Here is a 25,579-nt window from a genome sequence, read left to right on the forward strand (position 1 = left end):
CTTCCGGCGAGCGGCTCACCCTTCGCCCGCAGACCGCCGACGATCTCTGTAACTACTAGTATGTACACTGCCTGCATGACCACCACACCGGAACGGCTCATCGAGAGCACCCAGGAACTCCTCTGGGAGCGGGGGTACGTCGGCACCAGCCCCAAGGCGATCCTGCAGCGCGCGGGCGTCGGCCAGGGCAGCATGTACCACCACTTCTCCGGCAAGTCCGACCTCGCCCTGACCGCCATCCGGCGCACCGCCGAACGGATGCGGGCCACCGCCGAGGCGTCGCTGAGCGGGGACGGCAGCGCGTACGATCGCGTGCGCGCCTATCTGCTGCGCGAGCGCGACGTGCTGCGCGGCTGCCCCGTGGGACGGCTCACCATGGACCCCGACGTGATCGCCGACCCGGCGCTCCGCGCGCCCGTGTTCGAGACGCTCGACTGGCTGCGCGGCCGGATCGCCGGGGTGCTCGCCGAGGGCCGCGAGCGCGGCGAGTTCGACGCGGCGCTGGATCCACAGGGGACGGCCGCGGCGGTGGTCGCCACCGTTCAGGGCGGCTACGTCCTCGCCCGCGCGGCGGAGTCGCCCGCCCCCTTCGACACCGCCGTGCGCGGCGTGCTGGCACTGCTCGACGCGCGGACCGTCGCGGCGGGACGGTAAGCGGTACGCCTACGGGCGCGCGGGCTCCCGGCTTTCGCCGTACGACGCGGTACGTCCGTCGATGACCGCCGGTTTCGTATGGCGGCCGGGCTCGTGCCGTCGCCCTCTGCAGGACGTGCGGCTTGTCCGCCTCACTCGGGGCGCCGGGCTGCCATCGCGTGGTGTGTCGTACTGCCTGCCATACGCACCTCACGCGTCGGCATGGCCGTCGGCGACCCTGCCCGTCCGCGTTGTCGTACACGGCCTCGCCTGTCCGCCTCGTCGTACACGGCCTCGCCTGTCCGCATCCTCGCACGCACCCTCGCCTGTCCGCCTCGTCGTACACGGCCTCACCTGTCCGCGTCCTCGTACGCACCCGCGCCCGTCCGCCTCGTCGTACGCGCCCTCATCCGTCCCACCCGAAGCAGTAGACGTCCCACCCGAAGCAGCAAAGGAACGCGTCCACCATGGAGATCACCAGGAGTCGTCCCGCCACTCAGGCGGGGTCCGCGCAGCACTTCACCGGGTCGGTCTGGCTCGACGAGATCGCCGCGCCGCCCGCGCCGTCCCGGCTGCGGATGTTCAGCGTGCATTTCGCGCCGGGGGCGCGTACCGCCTGGCACCGGCACCCGCACGGCCAGGTGCTGCACGTCACCGAGGGCGAGGGCCGGGTGGGGCGCGAGGGTGGCGCGGTGGAGGTGATCCGGGCCGGGGACACGGTGTGGATAGCGCCGGGCGAGCGGCACTGGCACGGGGCCGGGCCGCACACCTTCATGACCCACCTGCCGGTGGTCGAGGCCGCGGACGACGGCGCCACCGCCGCGTGGGAGGAACGGGTGGACGAGGGCGCGTACCTCGCCGCCTGACGGCCCGGCGCCCTCGCGGTCGTCCTTTCCGCGTGCCGGCCGTTCGTCGGCACGCCCGTCTCCCTTCTCCTACGGAGCCTTTTCATGCATGCCCTTCAGTACCCGATCACGCTTCCGGCCGACTACGACATGGAGATCATCCGGCACCGCGTCCGCACCAAGGGCCACCTCCTCGACGACTTCGCGGGTCTGGGCCTCAAGGCGTACGGCGTCCGTGAGCGCGGGGTCGACGGTTCGGCCGTCAATCAGTACGCGCCCTTCTACCTTTGGGCGGACCCGCAGGCCATGAACCGTTTCCTCATGGGCGACGGGTTCCGCGGGGTCGTCCGCGACTTCGGCCGCCCGGTGGTGCGGCACTGGCAGGGCCTCTTCTTCGCGCGCGGACCGGCCGCCGGTGCGACGCCCCGCGCTTCCTCCCGGCGCCTGGTGTCCCTCCCCGAGGACCGGGACCCGGCCGTCGCGGTCGAGGAGGCGCTCGCCGAGCAGCGGGAGGTGGCGCGGCAGGACGGTGTCCACTCCACCGCGCTGGCCCTCGACCCCCGGCACTGGGAGCTGGTCCACTACACCCTCTGGGAGGAGGCGGCTCCGTCGTCCGCCGGTGAGCGCTACCGGGTGCTGCACCTGTCGGCACCGGGCGTCGACCGGCTCCCCCGGGGCCGGCAGTGGTGACCGTCCCGCGCGGGGCGGGCCGGTTCACGCCGGGCGGCGGGGGCCCGTCCGGTCCGACGGGCGGGCCAGGCGGCGGGCACCCGTCCGGCCCGGCGGGCGGGCCGCTCCGCGTCCGTACTGTCCTCGGGGACGTGGCGCCCGGCGCGCTGGGGGTCTGTGACGCCCACGACCACCTCTTCCTGCGCAGTCCGCGACTCCCCGGGGAGGAGTTGGCGGACGCCGGGGCCGCGGCGGCGGAGTTGGCCGCGTTCCGGGCGGCCGGTGGCGGCACGGTGATCCAGTGGACGCCGTACGGGATGGGGCGCGGGGCCGGCGAACTGGCCCGGCTCTCCCTGCGGTCGGGCGTGCGGATCGTCGCCGCCACCGGGTTGCACCAGGCGGTGCATTACGCGCCCGAGGCGCTGACCCGGGTGTGGGACGACCTGGCGGGGCTGTTCGTCGCGGAACTGACGACGGGGATCGGGACGTGGCGGTCGAGCGGGGCCGCCGCGTCGGCCGAAGCGGTCGGGACGGGGAGCGCGGACCAGGCCGAGCGGCCCCGGGCCGGAATGATCAAGGTGGCCGGCGGGTTCCACGGGCTGGACGCGCACGCCCGTCACACCATGGCGGCGGCGGCCGAGGCCCACCACGCGACCGGTGCCGCCATCGGCGTCCACCTGGAGCTGGGGACCGGCGCGCTGGACGTCCTGGACCTGTTGTGCGGGGAGTTGGGGGTGCCGCCGGAGCGGGTCGTCCTCGGGCACCTCAACCGCGCGCCGGACCTCGCCGTGCACCGGCAGGCCGCCGAGGCCGGGGCGTACCTGGCCTTCGACGGCCCCTCGCGGGCCCATCACGCCACCGACTGGCGGCTGCCCGACGCGCTGGCCGCGCTCGCCGACGCCGGGTACGGCGACCGCCTCCTGCTGGGCGGGGACACCACGACGGCCGCGGCGCGGTCGGTGGACGGCGGGCCCGGAATGCCGTACCTGCCGCGCCGGTTGGCGCCGCGGTTGGAGCTCGCGTTGGGCGCGGAGCTGGTGGAACGCGTGCTGACCGTCAACCCCGGGCGGGCCTTCGCCGCCGCTTGGGAGCCGGGGGCGCGCGGTGGCGGAAAGTCGTCGGTGGGCGGGGCGGGCGGCGGACGGTGAGCCCTCCGGGCTACGGACGGTGAGAGGTCCGGGGCGGCGGACGGTGAGGCCTCTGGGCCGACGGGCACAGGTGATCCCCTGCCTCGCTGGGCCTGGGTCCGGGGATGTTCGTCGGCCTCGCCGGTCCCGCGTTCCCAGATGTTCGTCGGCTGAACCGGGGCCCACACGTGCTCCCCGCCGCGTGGGTCCGTCCCGCGCCTCAGTCCTCCAGCACCACCAGCGGATCGTCGAGCACCGGCTGCCAGGCCAGTTCCGCCGCTCCGACCAGGCTGTTGTGGTCGAGCGAGCAGGCCAGGATCGGCACTCCGCCGCTGCGTCCCCACAGGCTGCGGTCGGCGACCACCGCGCGCAGCCGTTCCGGATCCGCCTCCAGGAGGGAGCGGTGCAGCCCGCCGAGGATGATGCGGTCCGGGTTGAGGATGTTGACGAGCCCGGCGATCCCTTGGCCCAGCCGGTCGATGAGGAGTTCGGCGGCGGCGCGCACCGCCGGGTCGGCGTACTCCTCGCGGAGCAGGGCGGCGGCCTGCTGGACGAGGGAGCCCTCGGGCCCCGGTGTGCGGCCGGCGGCGCCGAGGAAGGCCACCGGGTCCGTCTCCACGTCCAGGCAGCCGCGGCTGCCGCAGTGGCAGGGCGCGCCCTCGGGGTTGACGGTCAGGTGGCCGACCTCCAGGGCCAGCCCCGAACTGCCGCGGTGCAACCGGCCGTCCAGGACCAGCGCGCCGCCCACGCCCCGGTGCCCGGACGCGACGCACAGCAGGTGGCGGGCGCCGCGTCCGGCGCCGTGCCGGTGCTCGGCCAGCGCGGCGAGGTTGACGTCGTTGGCGGAGAAGCCGATCTCCGGGGTCACCCCGGAGATGCCCGCCTCGGTGAGCGCGCGCAGGAAGAGCCGCCGTACGGGAGCGCCGGTGGGCCAGGCGAGGTGCAGCGGGTTGAGCGCCTCGCCGTCCGGCTCGGCGACGGCGGACGGGACGGCGAGCCCCGCGCCGAGGCAGCGCCTGCCGGTCTCGCGCAGCATCCGGGCACCCTCGGTGACCGCTTCGGTCAGGACGTGGGCCGGGTCGGCGGGGATGGTGCCGCAGCCGGACACCGTCGTCACGATCCGGCCGCCGAGGCCGACCAGGGCCACCCGGAAGCCGTCCGCGTGGATCTGGACGGCGAGCACGACCGGGCCGTTCTCGTCGATGAACAGGCGGTGGGAGGGGCGTCCCTGCGAGCCCGCCGAGGCGGTCGGCCGGGAGTCGACGATAATCAGGCCGAGCGCCTGGAGTTCGGCGGCCACCGCGCCGGCGGTCGCACGGGTCACGCCGAGTTCGGAGGTGAGGACCGCGCGGGTGGGCGCGCGTCCGGTGTGCACGAGCTCCAGCGCGGGTCCGAGGGCACCGCGGCCCCGCTCCAACCTGGTTGTCCGAGTGTGGGTCACGTGCCCATTCTCGCTTTGTGCCAGCGCGAAACAAAATAGGCGGGGACGGATCGCGGGCCGGGGACGGGCGTTCCGCCGTCCCCAGCCCGGTCGGGTCCGTCCGGACGGGTCGGTCCGTGGGGCCGAGTTCACCCGAGGACCGAGCCCGGGCGCGTCCGAAGCCCTCTCAAGCACACAGGACCAGGCCGGGCCCGCTCGGCGCTCCGTGGGACGCCGTACGGACCCGATCAGCGCTCGGTCGGGTCCCGTATGGGACCGCTCAGGGATGGGTCAGATCCCGTACCGACCCGCCCAGTGCTCGATCAGGTCCCGTACGGACCCGATCAGAGCTCGGTCCAGGTGAAGGCCACCTTGTCGCCGGCCTTGATGCGGAACTGGCAGCCGCCGACCGGGGTGGAGGTGCCGTTGACGGAGATGTTCCAGTAGGCGGTGGAGCCGCCGTTCTTGCCCGCGATGGTGGACACGAAGTAGTCCTCGAAGGACGGGTACCAGGTGCCGTCCCAGGTGAAGCCCTTGTTCTTGGCCGCGTCGTCGAGGGCGGCGGTGGGCGTGGCGCCCGGGGTCGGGTTGGCGCCGTTGTTGGTGCCGTCGCACTTGTGGGTGCCGCCGGAAGCCGTGGTGACGTCGTGGCCGGTGGTGCGGACGGTGCCGTTGAAGAGGGTGCTGTCGGGTCCCTTCACGGTGAGGGTCACGTTGATCGGCGCGTTGGCGGCGGCCGGGACCGCCGGGGCGGCGTTCGCGGCCGGGACCGCGGTGACGGCCAGGCCGAGGACGGCGCTGACGAGGACGGCTCTACGGGCCGGGGTGCTGCGCATGGTGGGGTGCCTTTCTGGTCGGGGTGAGTCCGGTGAACAGGCCGATCGATCTTGTCTGAGGGGTCGGAAGAGGGGGAAGGGACGATCCGGCCGAAGATCCCCGGGGGGGAAGGGCGGCCTCCGCCCGGTTCACGCGCGGGCGCGGCGCATCCGGCGGGCCAGGACGAGGGCGCTCCCGCCGGCCACGAGCAGCGCGGCGGAACCGGCCGTCATCGGCAGCGCGGCCGACCCGGTGGCGGCGAGGCGGGCGCTGCCCGTGGCCGTGGACCCGCCACCTGTGGTGCCCGGGCCCCCGGTCGCGTCGCCGGACGTGCCGCCGTCCACCGTCCCGGCGCTGCCGCCTGCCGATGCGCCGCCGTTCGGGGGCGTCGGGTCCGTGGGTGCGCCTCCGCCGGTGGTGCCGTCTCCGGTGTCCCCGGAGCCGCCGTCCGTCGTGCCGCCGTCCTGGGTGCCGTCGTCGGCGCCGTCGCCGTTCCCGTCGTCCGTGCCGTTTCCGTTGTTTCCGTTGGTGCCGTTGTTTCCGTTGGTGCCGTTGTCGGCCCCCGTCGTGCCTTCCGAGGAGCCGTCGCCGCCGGAACCGCCCGGTGTGCCCTCCGAGGAGCCGTCACCGGAGCCGTCGGAACCGCCCGGCGTGCCGCCGTCCGGCCCCGGCGCGCAGGAGATCGGCTCCAGTTCCGGGGCGGCGTGCGCGCCGTCGACCTGGCCGAGCGGTACGCCGGCCAGTGCGGGGACGACCTGTGCCGTGGCGCGCAGCGCCATCCCGTCGGCCTTGGGCTTGTCGTAACCGACCGCGCCCCGGTCGGCCGTGGCCCCGCAGCCCACCTGGACACTCCTGAGCCAGGCGACGCCCTTGGCGGCGGCCTCGATCCGGCCGCCCGCGGCCAGCGCCTGGACGGCCAGGGCCGTGGAGTTGGAGTTGGGCGGGGGCGTGCCGAAGCTGACGTCCCGGAAGCCGCCGTTGGGCAACTGCTGCCGCCGCAACCAGTTCAGCGCCGGTCCGGCCGCGCCCGGACGGCCGGCGGCGAGCAGCGCCTGGACGACGAGGCCGGTGGTGTCGGTGTGGGACTTGCAGCGGGCCGGGTCGGACTTGGCGACCAGCGGGTAGCCGCCGTCCGCGCAGCGCGAGCCGGCGAGGAAGTCGACGGCCTTCGGCGGCAGGTCGCCGGTGCGCTGAAGGGCGAGCACCGCCAGCGACTGGTTGAACTGCGAGGTCCGGTCGTTCACCGTCGAGAGGTCCCGGAACTGCCCGTTGTCCTGGAGTCGTCCGAGCAGCGTCTTGATCAGGTCCTGGCCGCCGAAGCGGTGCGGGTCGCGGTGCTCGATGGCCGCCACCAGGGCGAGCTTGGCGGTGCCGCCCGCGAACACGTCCCCGGGCCTGCCCCCGTTGATGTAGGCGGCGGCCTGCGTCTCCAGCCAGTCGGTGGCCCTCTTGGCGGTGACACCGCCCGTCCCGGTGGCGGCCAGGCCCATGACGACGTCGGCGGTCAGCCCGGCGTCGCCCTTGACGTGGGTGCCGCCGGTCAGTTGGGACGCCATCCACGTGGCGGCGGCGTTCGCGGGCGAGGGGTACGCGCGGGACGCGGCTGCCTCGGCGGGCTTCGCGGGCTCGGCGGCCTTCGGCGTGGCCGGGTCAGCGTGTGCGGTGCCCGGCAGCAGCAGGGCGGTCGTCAGCGTCGCCGCGATGACGGCGGCCGGTGCTCTCAGCCGGTTCGACAGGGGCATCGGGGAACTCCTTGTCCGTACGGGGAGGGGAGGCGGGGGTGAAGGTGACCGGGGCGCCGAACGCGGCGCGGCGCGCGGCCCGGCGCAGCACGGCCAGCACGGCGGGGCCCAGGGTGAGGACGGCGATCAGGTTGGTGACCGCCCGTCCGGTGTCCCAGCCGAAGGTCGAGGTGACGAGGGTGAAGACGGCGAAACGGTGCAGGTTCTCCGTCACCGGCGCACCCGCGACGAAGGAGAGCTGGGTGTCGGAGCCGGCGGTGAACGGCCAGAACCACATGTTCATCAGGAAGCCGAAGAGGTAGGCCACGGCCACTCCGTACGCGGCGAGCAGCGCGATCTCCGCCTTGCCCGTGACGCGCCGGGGCAGCAGCCCGGCACCCAGCCCGATCCAGCCCGAGGCCACCATCTGGAACGGCAGCCAGGGGCCGACGCCCGCGGTGAGCAGGGCCGAGGCGAACAGCGAGGTGGCGCCGAGGACGAAGCCGAACCCCGGCCCGAACACCCGCCCCGCCAGCACCAGCAGGAAGAAGACCGTCTCGATCCCGGCGGTCCCCGCGCCCAGCGGGCGCAGGCCCGCGTTGACGGCCGAGAGGACGCCGAGCATGGCCAGCGCCTTGGCGTCGATGCCGCCGGAGGACATCTCCGCCAGGACGACGGCCAGCAGAACGGGCATGGTCAGCAGGAAGATCAGCGGGGCGTCGGCGGTGTGCGCGGTCGCGGCGGGCCGCGGCGCGGCGAACAGCGGCCAGAAGAACATGACCAGCCCGGCCGCGCTGGCCAGGGCGAGGACGACGGCGGTGCGCGCGCTGATCGGGAGCGCGGGGACGCGTAAGAGGGGACCGGGGGCCTGCGCGGAGCGGACTTCCCGGCTCTTCACGGATCGGGGCCCGAAGACCTTCCGGGGCCCGAAGACCTTCCGGGAGCCGAAGGCCGTCCGGGAGCGGCTACTGAGGGCCTTCCGAAAGGGCCGGACGCCGGATGCCTGCACGGACCGGAGCCCGAAGGACGTCCGGAGCCCGCAGGCCTTCCGGGCCCCGGCGGCCCTCCGCTCCCGGGGGTCGTCCGCCGTCACGCCGCCTCCGCTTCCAGCGCCGCGCGCACCTGCTCGACGGTGAGCCATTCCTGCGGGCTGAGCACCTTGGCCACCTGCGGCGCGAACGCCGGGGAGGAGACGACGACCTCGGGCGTCGGCCCGTCGGCGACGATCTCGCCCTCGGCCATCACCACGACCCGGTCGGCTGCGCGGGCGGTGAACTCCACATCGTGCGTGGCGACCACCACCGACCGGCCCTCGTCGGCCAGCCGCCGCACCAGACGGGCGAACGCCTCCTTGGCGTGGTAGTCCAGCCCGCGGGTCGGCTCGTCCAGCAGGACGACGCCGGGCGCGGCGGTCAGTTGCACGGCCAGCACCAGGGCCAGCCGCTGCCCTTCGGACAGGTCCCGCGGGTGCCGGTCGCCGGGAATCCCCGCGGCCAGCCCGTCCAGGAGGCCCCGGCAGGCACCGGCGCGGGCGCCCGACTCGGTGTCGGCCTGGGCGCATTCGGCGTCCACGGTGGGCAGGTAGAGCAGGTCGCCGGCGGTCTGCGGCACCAGGCCGACCAGGGTGCGGGCGGTCCGCGCGGGCGCCCGGCCCGGGTCCCGCCCCGCGGTCTCCACACTGCCCGCGTGCCGGGGCCCGGAGCCCTGGAGCGCCCACAGCAGGGACGACTTGCCGGAGCCGTTGCGGCCCATGAGGGCGGTGACCTCCCCCGCCCGGAGGGCGAGGCTCACCTCGCGGACGGCGATGGTCTCCCCGTACGCGACGACGAGGCGGTGCGCGGTGAGGGCGGGAGCGCCGACCGGACGCGCGAAGGCGCGGGATGCCTTGGGGGGTGCGCTCCGCCCTGCGGCAGGGGCGCGGGACGCCTCGGGGGGTGTACTCCGCCCTGCGGCCGGGGCGCGGAACGCCTCGGGGGACGTGCTCCCTCCACAGGCGGGAAGCCCGGAGTCTCGGAGGCTGCCGGACTCTCCCCCGTCCCCGTCCCCCGTCGGCACCGGCACCCGGCCCGCCAGCCGCGCACGCAACCCGGCCGCCCTGCGCCGGGCGTCGCGCACGGACAGCGGCAGCGGGTCCCAGCCCGCCAGCCGGCCCAGGCGGACGACCGGCGGGGCGACGTCCGCGTCGCGCATCAGCTCGGCCGGGTCGCCCTCGCGCACCCGCCCGTCGCCGGTCAGGTGGACGAGCCGGTCGGCGTACTGGAGCACCCGTTCCATGCGGTGCTCGGCGACCAGCACCGTCGTGCCGAGGTCGTGGACGAGCCGGGTGATGGCGGCCAGCACGTCCTCCGCCGCGGTCGGGTCCAGCGCGGAGGTCGGCTCGTCCAGCACCAGGACGCGCGGGTGGGCGGTGAGGACGGAGCCGATCGCCACCCGCTGCTGCTGGCCGCCGGAGAGCGTGCGCAGCGCGCGGTGCCGCAGTCCGGCGATGCCCAGCAGGTCGAGGGTCTCCTCGACCCGCTTGCGCATCACGTCGGGGGCGATGGCCAACTGCTCCATGCCGTAGGCCAGTTCCTCCTCGACCGTGTCGGTGACGAACCCGGCCAGCGGGTCCTGCCCGACCACCCCGACCAGGTGGGCGAACTCCTGGGGCGGCGCGTCGGCCGTGCTGATCCCGTCCACCGTGACGCGCCCTTGGAGATGGCCGCCGGTGAAGTGCGGCACCAGGCCGTTGACGGCGCCGAGCAGCGTCGACTTGCCCGTTCCCGTACGCCCGGTGACCAGGCACAGTTCGCCCTCGCCGACGGACAGGTCCACGTCGCGCAAGGTGGGGCGCCCGGCGCCCGCGTAGGTGAAGGTCACCTGCTGGAACTCGATCATGCGGCGGCCTCCTGCGGCACGGTCCGGGGCGGGGCGGGGGCCAGCCAGGCCGGCAGCACCCCGAGGAGGGCGGCGAGCACGGCCGGGAGGGCCGGTCGGGGCCAGGTCAGCGGGGACAGCGACGGGTACAGGGACGCGGCGTCGGTGCGGGAGACCGCGTACATCAAGGCCGCGGCACCGGCGCCGGACGCGGCCACCAGCCATTCGGCGCCCCGCCACCGGTCCGGCCGGTAGGTGCTGCGCCGCACCCGGCGCCCGCCGAGCACGAACCCGCAGGCCGCCACGGCCAGCCCGGCGACCAGCAGCGGCGTGCCGAGGTACGGCGGGGTGTCCGCGCCCATGGCCCCGTACAGGCCGCCGCAGACGCCGAGCAGTCCGACGATGACGAGGGTGCCGGTCAGCAGCCGGGTGCGCGGCGCGGTCCGCCCCGTCCGGCCGTAACCGTGCGCGGCCATCGCGGCGGCCAGCGCCAGCGAGCGGTTCATCGCGTCCTCCAGGACGGGGACGACGACGCCCCGCAGGGCACCTCTCCCCCGCCGCCCGGCGCCGCCGCGCAGCAGCCGGGCCCGGCGGACCCGCTGGACGCTCTCCACGAGCTGCGGCGCCACGGTGAGGGTGACCACGACCGAGGTGCCGATCTCGTACAGGGCGCCGGGCAGCGCCTTGAGCATCCGCTTGGGGTTGGCCAGCGCGTTCGCCGCGCCCACGCAGACGACCATGGTGGCCAGCCGCAGCCCGTCGTACAGGCCGCCGAGCACCTGCTCGGCCGCGACCGGCCCGAACAGCCGGATTCCGGCGGCCCACGCGGGCAGCGGGATCTCCGGCAGCGTGAAGAGCACGGTGTCGCCCTGGCCACCGCCGAAGACGATCCGGAACACGATCCGCATGACGACGATGAAGCCGCCCAGCATCAGGTACATCCGGAAGGCCAGCGCCCAGGGCGCGTCACCGCGCCGTTGGGCCACCACGTAGCCGGCCACGGCGAGGATCAGCACCAGCAGGACGGGGTTGGCGGTGCGCCCGGCCGCCACCGCCATGCCCAGCGCCCACAGCCACCAGGCGCCGGGGTGGACGGCTCGCGGGAGCGGCTTCGGCAGGGGACGGGTCATGGTGCGGGGTCCGTGGGGGTGGGGCCGTCGGCGGGGTCGGACGGGGTGGGGGCGCCGGTGGGGTTGGTGGGGCTCCCATGGCCGGATGGGGCGGGAGTGCCGGAGCGGCCGGTGGAGCCTGGCCGGTCTCCGTCACCGGAGGGCGCGGGCGGTACGGCACGTTTCAGGGGTGTGGCGGGCCCGGCCGTCCCGGCGACCCGGCGACGGCGCCGGGCGGTGCCCGCCGCGGCGAGGGCGAGCGCGGCAGCCGCGGCGCCGCCGACGGCCGTGCCGACCGGTATGCCGCCCTGCCCCTCGGCGGACGCCAGTCCCGGCCCCTCGCCGCCGGTCCAGTCCGCCGCCTCGGTGGGCGTGACGACCGGGCGGGGCGCGGCGGCGGACGCCTCGGGGGACGCGGTGGTCGCGGGCTCCTTCCCGCGGTCGTTCCCTCGGCCGTCCCCGCGCTCGCCCGTCCCGTTCGTCCCGTTCATCCCGTTCGTCTTCCGGGCGCCGTCGTCGTTACCGTCGGTCGGCTTTTCCTCCGGGGCGGAACCGGGCCGCCTGTCGCGGTCGCCCGGACGCGCGTCGCCCGCACCGCCCGCGTCACCCGTCGGCCCGGGGGCAGCCCCGCTCCCGGCGCTCGGCGTCGTCCTCCCGTCCGACGGAACGGGCGGGACGGCTCCCCCGCCCGAACCCACTCCACCTCGGCCGGAGTCGGCATCCTCACCGGAAGTCGGCCGCGGGGCCGGAGCCGGGCCCGGAGCCGGTGCGGCCACCGGGCGCTTGGGCGCCACGCGCGGCGCCGGGGCCTCGCCCTCGTCCCGGCCGAAGGAGAACGACCAGCCCTCGAAGCTGCCTTGGGGCGGGGTGCGGTAGGTCGCGCCGTACTGGCTGTAGGTCCACCGGCCGCCGTTGGGGGCGTGCCAGTACGACCAGTAGGCCTTGGCCGGAGGGGTGTCCACACAGGGTTCCTGCCGCGGGCCCGGCTTGCCTTCCAGGCGGCAGACGAACGCCTCGCCCCACCGGTTGGTACCGGCGACCCGGATGCCGGCCGCCTTGAGCGCCGCGAGCCCGGTGGCCTGACGGCCGACGGCGCACCGCACGATCGTCCGCCCGCCCAGTTCCCGGAAGTCGACGACGACGGTCACCCCGCGCCCGTCGGGACAGAACCCGGCCCGGCCGCGTCCGGTGTCCACCGCGGCGGCGTCCCCCGCGGCGACCAGGCCCCAGCCCACCGACGCCGCCAGCGCCAGCAGCGGTCCCATTGCCGCGGCGGCCACGGCGCGTAACGCACCAGCCATGCGAGGGTGCCCTTCGTTTCCGGGCCGGCACCGGGGCCCGTGGGCCCGTACCGCGTGACGAACCCCTGACGCGCGTTCCGGAGACGGAGGCGGCAGGGGCCGACGAGCCGGTACGGGGCTCAGGGCTCCACGCTGCAGACCATGACAGTGAGAAGCAGTGCACGTAGCGCGGTGGGCGTTCCGGCTCGCCGCCCGAAGGCGGCTCACGGTTGCAGGTCAGCGCCGGATTCCCACCGGCTTTCCCCAGTCGCGTACGCATTCAGTTGTGGGGTGGTGCGGGTGCGGGCCACGGTCTTACGGAAGCGGCCGTTCCCACGCGTCACGTCGTTCACTCCCGCCTCGGCCGGAGCACAGCGCATCGTACGCCCGGGGCACGGGACTTCACCACTGCCGTAGCTGTGAGCCCGGACACCGCCGACCGCCCGAAGACGACCTGACGCACGGCCGCCCCCGCCCCGCCCTCACCCCATCCGCACGTTCCACCGCCCGCCCCGCCCCGTGAGCCGCACCGTGCTCAGCGGAAGCACGTCGATCCGCCAGAACGCCCCCGCCGGCGCGGACAGGACATGGACGACGGCGGCCCGCGCCACGGCGGGATCGGCCACCGCCAGAACGCGGCCGGTGTCCTCCGGCAGCCCTGCCAGCCAGGCCCCGACGCGGCGGCACAGCGCGCTCACGGACTCCCCGCCGTGCGGCGCCGCGTCGGGGTCGGTGGTCCACGCGGCGAGGGCGGCGGGGTCCTCGGCGGCGAGGGCGTCGAGGGTGCGGCCGTGCCAGCGTCCCAGGTCCGGGCCGCGCAAGGCCGGTTCGGCCACGGGGTCCGGGCCGAGGACCGCGGCGGTCTGCCGGCAGCGGACGGCGGGGCCGCTGAGGCGCCGGTCGGCCGGTGGGAGGCCGTCGGCGATCGCGCGCACCGCCCGCCGGTCCCGCTCGTCCAGCGGCCGGTCGTCGCCGATCCGCACGGTGTGCGCGGGGGTGCCGAGCGGCGGGGCGAGCAGGGTCAGCCGGATCGTCATGGGCGCGAGGGTAGACCCGGGCGCGGACGGCGCGGCGCGACGCGTTCCGCTCGCCCTGGCATGCGGGTACCTTCGAGCCGTCAGGACGACGGTGCGTTCGGAAGTCCGGTGCGATTCCGGCACGGTCGCGCCACTGTGTGCCACGCGGCACCCCGTCGCCTGGGGCCGCTGGTGAGTCAGACCCACGCTGCCGTCGTCATCAATCGAGCACCTGATGCGACCGCCGACGACAAACAGGCGGGGCGTGCTCCATGACGCGGGACGCGTGTTCCCGAGGAGGTACCGCCGTGGCTCATTCCACCGTGACCCCAGCCCCTGTCACCCGGCCCGCCGTGGCCGCGCTGCCGATCCGCACGGTCCTGCCCTGGGCCGTCTTCTTCGGCCTGCTGATGCTCGTCCTGCTCTACTTCGTCGGCGCCGAGCAGGGCGTCGTCTCGCTCATCTCCGGCCGGGGCGTGCACGAGTGGGTGCACGACGGCCGGCACCTGCTCGGTTTCCCCTGCCACTGACGGCGAGGACCGAGACGCCATGAACTCCGCCCTGGTGCGCGCCTTGCTGGTGCGCGGAATGCTCGCCGGCCTGGCGGCGGGTCTGCTCGCCTTCGGGCCGGCGTACTGGATCGGCGAACCCCAGGTGAACGCCGCGATCGCCTTCGAGGAGGCGCACGCCCACGGGCACGGCGGCGAGGAACTGGTCAGCCGCGCCGCGCAGTCGACCGGGGGGCTGCTCACCGCCGTCCTGGTCTTCGGCACGGCGGTGGGCGGCATCGGCGCCCTGGCGTTCTGCTTCGCCCTCGGGCGGATCGGGCGCTTCGGCCCGCGTGCCACCGCCGCCCTGCTGGCCGCCGCCGCCTTCGCCGCCGTCTGCCTCGTCCCGTCCCTGAAGTACCCGGCCAACCCGCCCGCCGTCGGCGCCCCCGACACCCTCGGCAGGCGGACCGCCCTGTACTTCCTCCTGGTCGCCCTCACCGTGCTGCTCGCCCTGGCGGCGACGCTCCTGGGCCGCCGTCTGGCGCCGCGGCTGGGCAACTGGAACGCCACCGTCGTCGCGGTCGTCTCCTTCTGTGTGGTGATCGGGGCGGCGCTGGCGTTCCTCCCGGCCGTCAACGAGATCCCGAGGGACTTCCCGGCGGTCGTGGTGTGGCGGTTCCGGCTCGCCTCGATCGGCATTCAGGCCCTGCTGTGGGCGGCGTTCGGCGTGTTCTTCGGCTACCTCGCCGAACGCGCGGTGCGCTCCCGTACGGCGGGGCTGCCCCGGAACGTCCGTCCCATCGTGCCGACGGGAGGCTGAGGACGGCCCGGGGACCGGCGTCAGAGGCAACTACCGGAAGGCAGGCCCCATGTCCCCCACCCGATCGCAGCACGAACGGGACGCGACGACCGTCGAGATCGCCTTCGCCCTGATGACGGGCGGACTGGCGGCGGTCGCCGCCTTCCTCCTGTGCGTGCTCCCGCTCCTGATGGGCGTGGTGGACGGGGCCTGGTCCCGCGGGCTGCTCGTGCTCGGCGGCACGGCGGCGGCGGTCGTCTTCGTGTGGCGGGTGGTGCTGGTGCTGACCCGTCACGCCCGGCGGCTGCGCGAAGGACGGTGAGCCGGGTGCGTCGGCGGGACCGAGGCCCGGTCCCGCCGACGCACGCGGCACGCGCCGCCCCCGGGCCGTGCCCCTGCAGGTGAACGCCGCCCCGGAGCCGCGGCCCCGCGAACGCGACCTCGCGAACGCGGCCGAGGCCGAACCGCCGCCCGCCGACGAGGGGCCCCGGCAGCCCTCACCCCCGGTCCAACGCCCCCAGCGCTCGCCGGGCCACCGGGTGCGTCCGCACGATCTCGCCCAGCGTCGTCGTGCCCCGGACGATCCGGGCGAAGGCGTGCCAGGCCGGCGGGAAGCCGGTGAGCGCGGTGTGGAAGAGGCCGGGGCGCTGGGAGAAGACGGCCAGCAGCCGGCGGCCGACGCCCATCTCGACGCCCAGCCCGGCCTTGATCGCGAACGCGTAGTTCAGGGCCTGGCGCCGGGCGTCCACCGCGTCCCGCGCCTCGCCGACGCGCACCGCCCACTCGCCCGCCAGCCGCCCGGACCGCAGCGCGAAGGAGATGCCCTCGCGGGTCCACGGCTCCAGCAGGCCCGCGGCGTCGCCGCAGACCAGGACCCGGCCGCGGGACAGGGGCGAGTCGTCGGTGCGGCAGCGCGTCAGGTGGCCGGAGGAGATGCTCGGTTCGAAGCCCGCCAGGCCGAGGCGCCCGATGAAGTCGTCCAGGTAGCGCTTGGTGGCGGCGCCCTCGCCGCGGGTGGAGATCACGCCGACGGTGAGGCTGTCGCCCTTGGGGAAGACCCAGCCGTAGCTGCCGGGGAGCGGCCCCCAGTCGATGAGCACCCGCCCGGCCCAGTCCTCGGCGACGGACGGCGGGACCGGGATCTCGGCCTCCAGGCCCAGGTCGACCTGCTCGGTCCGGACGCCGACGTGCGCCCCTATCCGGCCCGCGCTGCCGTCCGCGCCGACCACGGCGCGGGCGAGCACGACCTCGCCGTCGCCGAGCACCACCGCGACCGTGCGCCGGTCGGGGACCGCCGGGCCGTGCTGCTCGACCTTGGAGACGGTGACGCCGGTGCGCAGTTCGGCGCCGGCCTTCTGCGCCGCCTCGACCAGCGCGGCGTCGAACTCGGCGCGGTCCACGAGCCCGAAGAGCGTCTTCTTGGCGCGCCGGGTGCGCGTCATCCGGCCGTTCAGGGAGAACGTCACGGCGTTCACCCGGTCGCGCAGCGGAAGCTGGAAGCCGGGCGGGAGGCTGTCGCGGGAGGGGCCGATGATGCCGCCGCCGCAGGTCTTGTACCGGGGGAGTTCGGCCTTCTCCAGGATCAGCACCCGGCGGCCCGTGCCGGCCGCGGCGTGCGCGGCCGAGGCGCCCGCGGGGCCCGCGCCCACCACCACGACATCCCACACCTGCTGATCGCGCTCGGCTGCGCTGTCGCTGCTCACCTGTGCTTGTGCTCCCGTCCGAATGCCGTGCTGCGCGTACGGCCCGCATCCTACGGCGCGCCGCGCGGCGGACGGCCTGTGGGAACATCGGGAGCACGACCGTCCGTACGTACGGATCCTCCGGCGCCCCGCGCCGGTCGTCCCGTCGTACCCCACGCCGCGCCCACAAGGAGCGTTTCATGCCCGACAGCCCGCTCGCGCACTCCGTCGCCTCACTGCAGTCCCGGGCCAGGACCGAGCTGGCCGAACTGGTGGCCTTCAAGTCGGTCGCCGACCCGGCGCAGTTCCCCAAGAGCGAGTGCGAGGCGGCGGCCGGCTGGGTCGCCCGGGCGCTGGAGGCCGAGGGCTTCCAGGACGTGGCGCTGCTGGACACCCCGGACGGCACCCAGTCCGTGTACGGCTTCCTGCCCGGCCCGGCCGGCGCGCCGACGGTGCTGCTGTACGCGCACTACGACGTGCAGCCGCCGCTGAACGAGGCCGCGTGGGTCACCCCGCCGTTCGAGCTGACCGAGCGGGACGGCCGGTGGTACGGCCGCGGCGCCGCCGACTGCAAGGGCGGCGTGATCATGCACCTGACGGCGCTGCGCGCGCTCAAGGACAACGGCGGCGTGCCGGTCAACGTCAAGGTGATCGTGGAGGGCTCGGAGGAGCAGGGCACCGGCGGCCTGGAGCGGTACGCCGAGGAGCACCCGGAGCTGCTGACCGCGGACGCGATCCTCATCGGCGACGCCGGCAACTTCCGCGTCGGCCTGCCGACGGTGACGGCGACGCTGCGCGGCATGACGCTGGTCCGCGTCCAGATCGACACGCTGGAGGGCAACCTGCACTCCGGCCAGTTCGGCGGCGCGGCCCCGGACGCGCTGGCGGCGCTGATCCGCGTCCTGGACTCGCTGCGCGCCGAGGACGGCTCGACCACCGTCGAGGGCCTGGCCGCGGACGCGCGGTGGGAGGGCCTGCAGTACCCGGAGGAGGACTTCCGCAAGGACGCCAAGGTCCTGGAGGGCGTCGGCCTGATCGGCAACGGCACCATCGCCGACCGCCTGTGGGCCCGCCCCGCCATCACGGTCCTGGGCATCGACTGCCCGCCGGTCGTCGGCGCCACCCCGTCCGTGCACGCGAGCGCCCGGGCGCTGCTGAGCCTGCGCGTGCCGCCGGGCACCGACGCCGCCGAGGCGACCCGGCTGCTGGAGGCCCACCTGCGCAAGCACGTCCCGTGGGACGCGCGGGTGACCGTCGAGCAGACCGGCGAGGGCCAGCCGTTCCGCGCGGACACCGGCAGCCCGGCCTACGCGGCGATGGCCTCCGCGCTGCGCGAGGCCTACGACGGCCAGGAGATGCAGATCGCCGGCATGGGCGGCTCCATCCCGCTGTGCAACACCCTGGCCGGGCTCTACCCGGAGGCGGAGATCCTGCTCATCGGCCTGAGCGAGCCGGAGGCGCAGATCCACGCGGTGAACGAGAGCGTGTCCCCGGAGGAACTGGAGCGGCTGTCCCTCGCCGAGGCGCTGTTCCTGCGGCTGTACGCGGCCGGGAAGAGCTGAGGCGGGGGCGGGCTCGCGGTTCGCGGGCGGGCTCGCTTTCCGCGGGAGGTTCGCCTTCTTCGGGAGGGTTCGCTTTCCGCGTTCCCGCTCTGCGGGCGGGTTCGCGGTTCGCGGGCGGGCTCGCCTTCTTCGGGAAGGTTCGCTTTCCGCGTTCCCGCTCCGCGGGCGGGCTCGCCTTCCGCGGACGGATCGCGCCGCATTCGGGCGGATCGCGCCACGTTCGGAGCCCGGCCGGGACGTTCCGGCCGGGCCGAGCGGGAGACCGGAACGTCCCGGCCGGGTGAGGCGGCGGTGTCACCTCACCCCACCGGCACCCCCGCCTCCAGGTTCACCGGCCGCCCCGCCTTCCTGGCGCGCAGGGCCCAGCGGAGCCGGTTCCAGCGGACCGGGGGCAGCATGCCGGCGGCCTCGTCCTCGGTGACGAAGCGCCAGCCGCGCAGTTCGGGGCCGGGCAGGAGCAGGTCCCGTATCTGTTCGCGGGGCAGCCGTCCGCCGTCGTAGAGCAGTCGCAGGCCGCCGAAACCCGGCGGCTTGGGTGGTTCCCAGTCCAGCACCAGCAATCGGGGGACGCGGCGCAGCCGTATGCCGAGTTCCTCGGCGACCTCGCGGAGCCCGGCCCGGGCCGGTGGCTCGCCCGGCTCCACGATGCCGCCGGGGAACTCCCACCCCGGTTTGTAGGTGGGGTCCACCAGCAGGACCCGGTCGTCCTCGTCGAACAGCAGCACTCCGGAGGCGAGCGTCTCGGAGGTGGGTTCCGGAGTCTGCACGATGTCGCAGGTCGCGGCGCCGGAGCGGACGGCCTCGGCGATCCGCTCGGCCGTCTCCCGGGGGGTGAGCCGGGTGGTGTCGATGACGTGCGCGTCCCGGCCCAGCCACGTCAGCGCGTCCGCGTACGGGCCCAGCCGGGCCAGGCAGCGGTCGCGGGTCGCGGCTCCGTCGGCCGGGTCGCCCACCCTCCGGCCCCGTCTGGTGATGCGTTCGCGAAGGATCGTTTCCTCCGCGTGCAGTACGACGTGCCGTACGGGGACACGGCGCGCGGCCAGGCCGCCGAAGATCTCGTCGCGGTACTCCTGCCGCAGCAGCGTCATCGGCGCGACCAGCGGTCCGGGCACCTCGGTCAGCAGGGCCACCGCCGCGTCCACGACGAGCCGGCGCCACGACGGCAGTTCCTGGTAGTCCTCGACCTCCTCCAGCCGCCGGGCGGGCAGCATGTAGCGCAGCCCGTGGCCGAGCAGTGCGGGGTCGTAGAGCGTGCTGCCGGGAAGCAGGTCCAGCAACTGCCGGGCCGCCGTGCTCTTGCCCGCACCGAACGCGCCGTTCAGCCAGACGATCACATTTCCCCCTCGTCCCTAGACCCCAGTGAGTTGCCCGCAACACCCTGCCACGGAAACGCCCGGGGCCCGGGGCTCAGGCGCGGGGGGCCGGGGACGTGGCCTTCTCCACCTTCGGCGCGATGCCACTAGGTTTGAACACGCCCTTGTACGCGCTGATGGCGGCGACCGCCGCGACGAGGATGCTGGTCACCACGTCCTTCCCGGCGAAGTCCCCGGCGAAGTAGGCGCTCCCCAGCCCCACCAGAACGGACACCACCACCTGGATCGCGGTCCGCACCGCCCCGGACCACTGCGGCTGATTGACGACGGAGATCAGCAGCGGTGACGCGAAGCCCACGATCAGCGCCCACATCTGCGCGTTCGTCATGTCGACTCCTCCCTGACCGCGGGGACCGGGGGCCCGGGGCGGCCCCGGGGACCCGGGGTGAACCCGTGGGGATGTAGCCGGAGCGTCACCCCGGCCGCCCGCTCCGGCAAGGGTCCGTGCGCCGACTCGTGAGCGGCCCTTCCCGGCACGGCGTCCGACTTATTGGATCTCGTGGTGATAATGTCCGGTTCCGCTGCCGCAGACGGTGAGGAGGTACGGCGCTGACGGCGCGTCAGGGCCGGTCGCGGCGCCCCGCGGTGGCGTCCGGCGGGTGGTCCGGTGCCCCTCCGTTCCCTCCCGCGCCCGGTCCGTTCCCCCTCGATTCGCCCACGTTCCCCGCCTCTTCCGGGAGGGAACCCGACAGAACCGAACGCGAGGGGCGGGACCGCACCCCGCACGGCCCGTGCCGTCAAGGGCGTCGTCACGCGCCCCGCCAACCGCGACCGGCCCTCTTCCGGCAGGCCCGCACCCGCCCTACCGTCAATGACCGCAAGTGACCGAACGTGACTCCACTGCACCTTTTGTGAGGACGGAGGACTTGCTTCATGCGCGCGCATCCTTCCCGCGGCACCTCTGGGAACCGCCGAAGAATCCTCGCGGCGCTGTCCGTCACGCTGCTCTGTTCGACAGGAGTGACGGCCCTTCCAGCCGCGGCCCGGTCGGCGGACGCCCCCGCCGCCGACCGGGCCGCGACGGCCACCGGCCGAGCCCCCGCAATCCCTGGAGTACCGCGCGTGCCCGACGGCCTGGCCCTGACGCCCCCCATGGGGTTCAACAACTGGAACAGCACGCACTGCCGTGCCGAGTTCAACGAGGCGATGATCAAGAGCATCGCCGACATCATGGTGGACAAGGGCCTCAAGGCCGCCGGCTACGAGTACGTGAATCTGGACGACTGCTGGGCCTCGCCGAAGCGGGACGCGAACGGCAAACTCGTCCCCCACCCCCAGCGGTTCCCCAACGGGATCAAGGCGGTGGCCGACTACGTCCACTCCAAAGGGCTGAAGTTCGGCATCTACACGAGTGCGGGGACGAGGACCTGCGACTCGACGGGCCTGCCCGGCGCTCTGGGCCATGAGTTCTCCGACGCGCGCCAGTTCGCCGAGTGGGGTGTGGACTACCTCAAATACGACAACTGCAACAACGAGGGCGTGGACGCGAAGAAGCGCTACACCACCATGCGCGACGCCTTGCGGGCGACGGGACGGCCCATCGTCTACAGCATCTGCGAGTGGGGCGAGAACAAGCCCTGGGAGTGGGCCGGCGACCTCGGCCACCTGTGGCGCACCACGTGGGACATCAAGGACAAGTGGCAGGCGCTGCTGCCGATCCTGAAGAAGAACCTGAAGCTGGCGAAGTACGCCGGGCCGGGCCGCTGGAACGACCCCGACATGCTGGAGGTCGGCAACGGCGGCATGACGGACACGGAGTACCGCACCCACTTCTCCCTGTGGGCGATGATGGCCGCGCCCCTGCTCATCGGCACCGACCTGCGCAAGGCCACCCCCCAGACGTACGAGATCCTCGGCAACCGCGAGGTCATCGCGCTGGACCAGGACCCGCTGGGCAAGCAGGGCACCGTCGTGAAATCCGGCGGCAGCCGGTGGACGGTGGTCAAGCGGCTGGCCAACGGGGACCGGGCGGTGGCCCTGTTCAACGAGGCCGACCACCCGCAGCGGATCACCACGACGGCGAAGGACGTGGGGCTCCCCAAGGCCGGCGGCTACCGGCTGCGCGACGTGTGGAAGCACCGCGACTTCCACTCCGCGGGCACCATCTCCGCCACCGTCCCCGCCCACGGCACGGTCGTCTTCCGCGTCTCCCCCTCCAAGCGGTGGGCGGCGTTCCCGCCCGCGATCGAGGCCGGCACGGACCGCGCGGTGCTGGTGGAGGAAGGCGACTCCCACGACGTGAAGACCACCGTGGGCAACCTCGGCCGCACCCCTGCCCAGGACGTGCGGACCCGGTTCGACGCACCCGAAGGGTGGCGGGTCGAGGCCCGCTCACCGGCCACGGCCCGCGTCCTGCCGGGCGGCCGGACGCTGCGTACCTCATGGCGAATAACGCCGCCCGAGGACGCCGCACCCGGCTCGTACGAACTGACGCTGACCACGACCTACCGCGCACCGGACGGTGAACCGATCACCCAGACCCTGCCCGTCCCGAGCCCCATCGTGGTACCGCCGCCGGACGGGACGCCGTACGCGAGCGACCTGCCGTTCGTGTACACCGACAACTACCTCGGCCCGGTCGAGCGGGACGCCAGCGTCGGGGGCGCCAAGGCCGGTGACGGCGTACCGCTCTCCATCGGCGGCGTCCGGTACGCCAAGGGCCTCGGCACCCACGCGACGAGCGAGGTGCGCTTCTACACCGGCGAACAGTGCTCGGTCTTCCGGGCCCAGGTCGGGGTGGACGACGAGACGGGCACCCAGGGCTCCGTCGCCTTCGAGGTGTGGGCGGACGGCCGCCAGGTCGCCCAGAGCCCGCGGCTGACCGGCGCCGACGGACCCGCCTCCCTCACGGCCGACATCGAGGACGCCCGGGAGGTCCGGCTGGTGACCACCATGGGCGAGGACAACTACGCGTTCGACCACTCCGACTGGGGGGACGCGCGGTTCGAGTGCTGACGACACCGGGGGCGGGGCCCGCGCCGCGGGACGGCGGGGGCCCGCTCCTGGAGGGGCGGTCAGTGCCCGCGTCCCTGAAGGGCGCATCCCTGGAGGGGCGCGCCTGCGAGGGAGCCGGTGCTTGAGGGCCTGCGGCCGGGTCGGCGTCTGCCGGAGGCCCGCTTCTGAAGAGGCGCGTTCCTGGGGGGCTCGCCTCCGAGGGGGCCGGTGCTGCTCAAGACTCAGGCGTTTGGCGAGGGCCGGTACCGGGGGGATCGGAGTTGCCCCCGGTGACGAGGGCCCGCCCCGGGAGGATCGGCATCGCCGCCGCCTTCCTCACCCCATCGGCGCGAAGGCGTCGAGCCGCGACCGCTGGGCGGCTGCCGCGGCGGCGCCCACCAGGCCGGCGTCGGTCCCCGTCAGCGCCGGGACGACGGCCAGTTCCCGGACGAACGACAGCGTCGCGTACCGCCGCAGCGCCTGCCGCAGCGGCGCGAACAGCACCTCGCCCGCGCCCGCCACTCCCCCGCCGACGACCGCCACCTCGATCTCCACGAGCGAGGCGGTGGCGGCGATCCCGGCCGCCAGCGCCTGGGCGGCCCGTTCGAACGCCCGGACCGCCACGGGGTCGTGGGCGCGCGCCGCGGCGGCCACCGCGGCGGCACCGGCGTCCGCGCCGGGGCCGGGCCGCCAGCCGTCCGCCAGGGCGCGCCGGACGATGTTGGGCCCGCTGGCGATGCCCTCGACGCAGCCCCGGCCGCCGCACGGGCACGGGTCTCCGTCCAGGTCCACGCTGACGTGGCCGATGTGGCCGGCGTTGCCGGTGGGTCCCGGGTGCAGTCGCCCGTTGAGGATCAGTCCGCCGCCGACGCCCGTGGAGACCACCATGCACAGCGCGTTGGCCCGGCCGCGCGCCGCGCCCTGCCAGTGCTCGGCCGCCGCCATGGCCACCCCGTCGCCGACCAGGACGACCGGCCGGTCGCCGACCAGGAGCCGCACCTCGGCGACGAGCGGGAAGTCGCGCCACCCGGGGATGTTCACCGGGCTGACGGTGCCGGCGCTCGCGTCCACCGGACCCGCGCTGCCGATGCCGACCGCGGCCACCCGCGCCCAGTCCGGGTGCGCGGTCAGGTCGCGCAGCACCTCGGCCACCGCGCGCAGCACGGTCGCGCCGTCCTGATCGGCGGGGGTCGGGCGGACGGTCCGGACGAGCAACCGGCCGTGGCGGTCCACCAGGGCGCCGGCGATCTTCGTGCCGCCGATGTCCAGCGCTGCGCTGAGGTCCGTCTGCATCGGGTGTCGTCTCTCCTGGTGGGGCGGCTGGGCCGGGCCCGGGCGGCCCGGGAGGGTCAGTCTCACGGCAGTTGACAACGTTGTCCAGAGGCTATGCTCGACGGCACGTCCCCGTACCTCCGTGAGAACATCTGTACCCATCTTCGTACGCGCACGGACGGCCACCCGCACGGACCCGCACGCCCTCGGCCCCGCCCCGGACCCCCTCGCCGTCCGCCTCCCCGTGCCCCTCCCCCGTCCGTCCGACCAGAACAGGACCGCGCACCGTGACCGACACCGTCCGGGGAACGTCCCGCCGCTACGGCACCCGGCCCACGATGAAGGACGTCGCGGCGCGTGCCGGCGTCGGCCTCAAGACCGTCTCACGGGTCGTCAACGGCGAGGCAGGTGTCACCCCTGACACCGAACGGCGCGTCCAGGAAGCCATCACCGCCCTCGGCTTCCGCCGCAACGACTCGGCCCGCATCCTGCGCAAGGGCCGCACGGCCAGCATCGGATTGGTCCTGGAGGACCTCGCCGACCCGTTCTACGGGCCGCTCAGCCGCGCCGTGGAGGAGGTCGCCCGCAAGCACGGCGCGCTGCTGATCAACGGTTCCAGCGCCGAGGACCCGGCCCGCGAACAGGAACTCGTCCTGGCCCTGTGCGCCCGGCGGGTGGACGGCCTGGTCGTCATCCCGGCCGGCGACGACCACCGCTACCTGGAGCCCGAGATCGCGGCCGGGGTCGCCACCGTCTTCGTGGACCGCCCGGCCGGGCGGATCGACGCCGACGTGGTGCTGTCCGACAGCTTCGGCGGCGCCCGGGACGCGGTGGCCCACCTGATCGCCCACGGCCACCAGCGCATCGGCTTCATCGGCGACCAGCCCCGCATCCACACCGCCACCGAACGGCTGCGCGGCTACCGGGCGGCGATGGCCGCCGCCGGTCTGCCGGTCGAGGAGTCCTGGGTGTCGCTGGGCTCCACCGCGCCCGACCGGGTGCGGTTCGCGGCCACGGCGATGCTGGAGGGGCCGCGTCCGGTCTCGGCGCTGTTCGCGGGCAACAACCGGGTCACGGTCACGGCGGTCCGGGTGCTGGCCGAACGGCCGCGCCCCGTCGCCCTGGTGGGCTTCGACGACTTCGAACTCGCCGACCTCGTCTCACCCGCGATCACCGTCGTCGCCCAGGACGCCGCGCGCCTGGGCCGGACAGCCGCGGAACTGCTCTTCCGCCGCCTGGACGGACTTGATTCGCCGCCGCGCGAGGTCGTCCTGCCGACGCTCCTGATCCCGCGCGGGTCGGGGGAGCTGCCGGCGCCGGGGTACTGACGGGGCCCCTCGCGGGTCGAGCGGCTCGGGGGACGCCCTTTGTTTCGTACGGGGGCGGTGCCTGTGGCGGGTGGTGGGCCGGTGGGTCTTGCGCCCTTTGTTTCTTACGGGGTCGGGGCCTGTGGCGGGTGGTGGGCCGGTGGTCGTGCGCCTCTTGTTTCGTACAGGGTCGGAGCCTGTGGCGAGTGCGGGCCGGTGGTCGTGCGCCTTTTGTTTCGTACGGGGTCGGGGCCGCCCCGGGGTACCTCCTCGCGGCAGTTGCGCTTACCCGACGAGATCTCGTGACGGGGCCGCCGCGCCCCAGTCCGCTGCGGGGGCACCCCGGGACGTCCCCTTCCGTCGGTTTGGCGGCTGATCGCCGGTGGGGGCGGGTGCCTGCGAGGGCGCCCGGACGCACGGGGCCCACACTTTCGGGGCCGGGCCCCACCACTTCCAGCCCGTCCGCCACCCCCAGCCCGTCCGGCGCTTGAGGACGCAGTAACGGCAGTCGCAACGAGCCGCAGTTGCGCTACCGCAGGTGTCGTCGGAACCCACACCCTTCAGGCCAAGCCGCCACCCCCAGCCCGTCCGGCGCTTGAGGACGCAGTAACGGCAGTCGCAACGAGCCGCAGTTGCGCTACCGCAGGTGTCGTCGGAACCCACACCC

Annotated in this window: 22 protein-coding genes and 2 riboswitches; of the genes, 10 read left to right on the forward strand and 12 right to left on the reverse strand. The window is 74.8% G+C overall.

Annotated features, from left to right (window positions below; all coding sequences use genetic code 11):
• The first annotated feature begins 60 nt into the window (after positions 1–60).
• The 4 genes from ABZX96_RS16225 to ABZX96_RS16240 all read left to right on the forward strand — a co-directional run bounded on the left by ABZX96_RS16225 (position 61) and on the right by ABZX96_RS16240 (position 3,295).
• Entirely contained in the window at positions 61–654 is a 594-nt protein-coding gene (locus tag ABZX96_RS16225) for a TetR/AcrR family transcriptional regulator (protein WP_355544299.1), read from the forward strand.
• Between the two features lie 446 nt (positions 655–1,100).
• Positions 1,101–1,499, forward strand: coding sequence for a cupin domain-containing protein (locus tag ABZX96_RS16230; protein ID WP_355544302.1), 399 nt, complete (start codon positions 1,101–1,103; stop codon positions 1,497–1,499).
• A gap of 84 nt (positions 1,500–1,583) precedes the next feature.
• Positions 1,584–2,168: a DUF4865 family protein gene (locus ABZX96_RS16235; RefSeq protein WP_355544305.1), complete on the forward strand. Its 585-nt coding sequence runs from the start codon at positions 1,584–1,586 to the stop codon at positions 2,166–2,168.
• 131 nt (positions 2,169–2,299) lie between these two features.
• Entirely contained in the window at positions 2,300–3,295 is a 996-nt protein-coding gene (locus ABZX96_RS16240) for a phosphotriesterase (RefSeq protein ID WP_355544308.1), read from the forward strand.
• Between the two features lie 199 nt (positions 3,296–3,494).
• Here ABZX96_RS16240 and ABZX96_RS16245 read toward each other — a convergent pair whose 3' ends face one another.
• The 8 genes from ABZX96_RS16245 to ABZX96_RS16280 all read right to left on the reverse strand — a co-directional run bounded on the left by ABZX96_RS16245 (position 3,495) and on the right by ABZX96_RS16280 (position 13,513).
• Positions 3,495–4,715 carry an ROK family protein gene (locus ABZX96_RS16245; protein WP_355544311.1) on the reverse strand — a complete coding sequence of 407 codons (1,221 nt, stop codon included), beginning with the start codon at positions 4,713–4,715 and terminating at the stop codon, positions 3,495–3,497.
• Positions 4,716–5,038: 323 nt separating this feature from the next.
• Positions 5,039–5,530, reverse strand: coding sequence for a DUF4430 domain-containing protein (locus ABZX96_RS16250; protein ID WP_355544313.1), 492 nt, complete (start codon positions 5,528–5,530; stop codon positions 5,039–5,041).
• Positions 5,531–5,659: 129 nt separating this feature from the next.
• Complete coding sequence (locus tag ABZX96_RS16255) at positions 5,660–7,252, reverse strand: prenyltransferase/squalene oxidase repeat-containing protein (RefSeq protein ID WP_355544316.1); 1,593 nt, start codon at positions 7,250–7,252, stop codon at positions 5,660–5,662.
• Entirely contained in the window at positions 7,161–8,129 is a 969-nt protein-coding gene (locus ABZX96_RS16260; protein WP_355544319.1) for an ECF transporter S component, read from the reverse strand. Before ABZX96_RS16260 ends, ABZX96_RS16255 begins: the two co-directional genes overlap by 92 nt.
• A 191-nt stretch (positions 8,130–8,320) precedes the next feature.
• Positions 8,321–10,108 (reverse strand): ATP-binding cassette domain-containing protein, encoded by a 1,788-nt coding sequence (locus ABZX96_RS16265; RefSeq protein ID WP_355544322.1) that lies wholly within the window; start codon positions 10,106–10,108, stop codon positions 8,321–8,323.
• On the reverse strand, positions 10,105–11,217 hold the full coding sequence (locus tag ABZX96_RS16270) for a CbiQ family ECF transporter T component (protein ID WP_355544325.1): 1,113 nt from the start codon (positions 11,215–11,217) through the stop codon (positions 10,105–10,107). The genes ABZX96_RS16265 and ABZX96_RS16270 overlap by 4 nt, the downstream gene beginning before the upstream one ends.
• Positions 11,214–12,497: a hypothetical protein gene (locus ABZX96_RS16275; protein ID WP_355544328.1), complete on the reverse strand. Its 1,284-nt coding sequence runs from the start codon at positions 12,495–12,497 to the stop codon at positions 11,214–11,216. Before ABZX96_RS16275 ends, ABZX96_RS16270 begins: the two co-directional genes overlap by 4 nt.
• A 152-nt stretch (positions 12,498–12,649) precedes the next feature.
• A riboswitch (cobalamin riboswitch) is annotated at positions 12,650–12,803 on the reverse strand.
• A 155-nt stretch (positions 12,804–12,958) separates the two neighbouring features.
• The gene (locus tag ABZX96_RS16280) at positions 12,959–13,513 is read right to left on the reverse strand and encodes a histidine phosphatase family protein (RefSeq protein WP_355544331.1); all 555 of its coding nucleotides are present in this window, start codon (positions 13,511–13,513) and stop codon (positions 12,959–12,961) included.
• 99 nt (positions 13,514–13,612) lie between these two features.
• Positions 13,613–13,695: riboswitch (cobalamin riboswitch) on the forward strand.
• 105 nt (positions 13,696–13,800) lie between these two features.
• Between ABZX96_RS16280 and ABZX96_RS16285 the strand changes: the two genes are divergently transcribed.
• The 3 genes from ABZX96_RS16285 to ABZX96_RS16295 are packed head-to-tail and all read left to right on the forward strand — an operon-like array spanning position 13,801 to position 15,104.
• Positions 13,801–14,022: a CbtB-domain containing protein gene (locus ABZX96_RS16285; RefSeq protein WP_355544334.1), complete on the forward strand. Its 222-nt coding sequence runs from the start codon at positions 13,801–13,803 to the stop codon at positions 14,020–14,022.
• A gap of 19 nt (positions 14,023–14,041) precedes the next feature.
• Positions 14,042–14,803 carry a CbtA family protein gene (locus tag ABZX96_RS16290; protein ID WP_355544337.1) on the forward strand — a complete coding sequence of 254 codons (762 nt, stop codon included), beginning with the start codon at positions 14,042–14,044 and terminating at the stop codon, positions 14,801–14,803.
• Positions 14,804–14,852: 49 nt separating this feature from the next.
• Positions 14,853–15,104, forward strand: coding sequence for a DUF6332 family protein (locus tag ABZX96_RS16295; RefSeq protein WP_355544339.1), 252 nt, complete (start codon positions 14,853–14,855; stop codon positions 15,102–15,104).
• A 175-nt stretch (positions 15,105–15,279) separates the two neighbouring features.
• On the opposite strand, the gene ABZX96_RS16300 is transcribed toward ABZX96_RS16295, so the two are convergent.
• Complete coding sequence (locus ABZX96_RS16300; protein ID WP_355544342.1) at positions 15,280–16,485, reverse strand: geranylgeranyl reductase family protein; 1,206 nt, start codon at positions 16,483–16,485, stop codon at positions 15,280–15,282.
• A gap of 179 nt (positions 16,486–16,664) precedes the next feature.
• Here ABZX96_RS16300 and ABZX96_RS16305 point away from each other — a divergent pair, with 179 nt between their 5' ends.
• Complete coding sequence (locus tag ABZX96_RS16305) at positions 16,665–18,026, forward strand: dipeptidase (RefSeq protein WP_355544345.1); 1,362 nt, start codon at positions 16,665–16,667, stop codon at positions 18,024–18,026.
• A gap of 299 nt (positions 18,027–18,325) precedes the next feature.
• Here the strand turns inward: ABZX96_RS16305 and ABZX96_RS16310 are convergent, their stop codons facing one another.
• The gene (locus ABZX96_RS16310; RefSeq protein WP_355544347.1) at positions 18,326–19,360 is read right to left on the reverse strand and encodes an NUDIX domain-containing protein; all 1,035 of its coding nucleotides are present in this window, start codon (positions 19,358–19,360) and stop codon (positions 18,326–18,328) included.
• 73 nt (positions 19,361–19,433) lie between these two features.
• On the reverse strand, positions 19,434–19,727 hold the full coding sequence (locus ABZX96_RS16315) for a hypothetical protein (RefSeq protein WP_355544350.1): 294 nt from the start codon (positions 19,725–19,727) through the stop codon (positions 19,434–19,436).
• Between the two features lie 545 nt (positions 19,728–20,272).
• On the opposite strand from ABZX96_RS16315, the gene ABZX96_RS16320 reads away from it, so the two are divergent.
• Positions 20,273–22,354: an NPCBM/NEW2 domain-containing protein gene (locus ABZX96_RS16320; protein WP_355544353.1), complete on the forward strand. Its 2,082-nt coding sequence runs from the start codon at positions 20,273–20,275 to the stop codon at positions 22,352–22,354.
• A gap of 315 nt (positions 22,355–22,669) precedes the next feature.
• On the opposite strand, the gene ABZX96_RS16325 is transcribed toward ABZX96_RS16320, so the two are convergent.
• On the reverse strand, positions 22,670–23,626 hold the full coding sequence (locus tag ABZX96_RS16325; protein ID WP_355544356.1) for an ROK family protein: 957 nt from the start codon (positions 23,624–23,626) through the stop codon (positions 22,670–22,672).
• Positions 23,627–23,892: 266 nt separating this feature from the next.
• Here ABZX96_RS16325 and ABZX96_RS16330 point away from each other — a divergent pair, with 266 nt between their 5' ends.
• Complete coding sequence (locus tag ABZX96_RS16330; RefSeq protein WP_355544359.1) at positions 23,893–24,933, forward strand: LacI family DNA-binding transcriptional regulator; 1,041 nt, start codon at positions 23,893–23,895, stop codon at positions 24,931–24,933.
• Positions 24,934–25,579: the final 646 nt, after the last annotated feature.

Source organism: Streptomyces sp. NPDC003077 (assembly GCF_040611095.1).
Lineage (GTDB): Bacteria > Actinomycetota > Actinomycetes > Streptomycetales > Streptomycetaceae > Streptomyces.

Bases quoted from the DNA above. Each gene is read 5' to 3' on its own strand.
- ABZX96_RS16225 (WP_355544299.1), top strand. From the start codon at position 61: ATGTACACTGCCTGCATGACCACCACACCGGAACGGCTCATCGAGAGC.
- ABZX96_RS16230 (WP_355544302.1), top strand. From the start codon at position 1,101: ATGGAGATCACCAGGAGTCGTCCCGCCACTCAGGCGGGGTCCGCGCAG.
- ABZX96_RS16235 (WP_355544305.1), top strand. From the start codon at position 1,584: ATGCATGCCCTTCAGTACCCGATCACGCTTCCGGCCGACTACGACATG.
- ABZX96_RS16250 (WP_355544313.1), bottom strand. From the start codon at position 5,530: ATGCGCAGCACCCCGGCCCGTAGAGCCGTCCTCGTCAGCGCCGTCCTC.
- ABZX96_RS16255 (WP_355544316.1), bottom strand. From the start codon at position 7,252: ATGCCCCTGTCGAACCGGCTGAGAGCACCGGCCGCCGTCATCGCGGCG.
- ABZX96_RS16265 (WP_355544322.1), bottom strand. From the start codon at position 10,108: ATGATCGAGTTCCAGCAGGTGACCTTCACCTACGCGGGCGCCGGGCGC.
- ABZX96_RS16270 (WP_355544325.1), bottom strand. From the start codon at position 11,217: ATGACCCGTCCCCTGCCGAAGCCGCTCCCGCGAGCCGTCCACCCCGGC.
- ABZX96_RS16275 (WP_355544328.1), bottom strand. From the start codon at position 12,497: ATGGCTGGTGCGTTACGCGCCGTGGCCGCCGCGGCAATGGGACCGCTG.
- ABZX96_RS16280 (WP_355544331.1), bottom strand. From the start codon at position 13,513: ATGACGATCCGGCTGACCCTGCTCGCCCCGCCGCTCGGCACCCCCGCG.
- ABZX96_RS16290 (WP_355544337.1), top strand. From the start codon at position 14,042: ATGAACTCCGCCCTGGTGCGCGCCTTGCTGGTGCGCGGAATGCTCGCC.
- ABZX96_RS16295 (WP_355544339.1), top strand. From the start codon at position 14,853: ATGTCCCCCACCCGATCGCAGCACGAACGGGACGCGACGACCGTCGAG.
- ABZX96_RS16305 (WP_355544345.1), top strand. From the start codon at position 16,665: ATGCCCGACAGCCCGCTCGCGCACTCCGTCGCCTCACTGCAGTCCCGG.
- ABZX96_RS16315 (WP_355544350.1), bottom strand. From the start codon at position 19,727: ATGACGAACGCGCAGATGTGGGCGCTGATCGTGGGCTTCGCGTCACCG.
- ABZX96_RS16320 (WP_355544353.1), top strand. From the start codon at position 20,273: ATGCGCGCGCATCCTTCCCGCGGCACCTCTGGGAACCGCCGAAGAATC.
- ABZX96_RS16325 (WP_355544356.1), bottom strand. From the start codon at position 23,626: ATGCAGACGGACCTCAGCGCAGCGCTGGACATCGGCGGCACGAAGATC.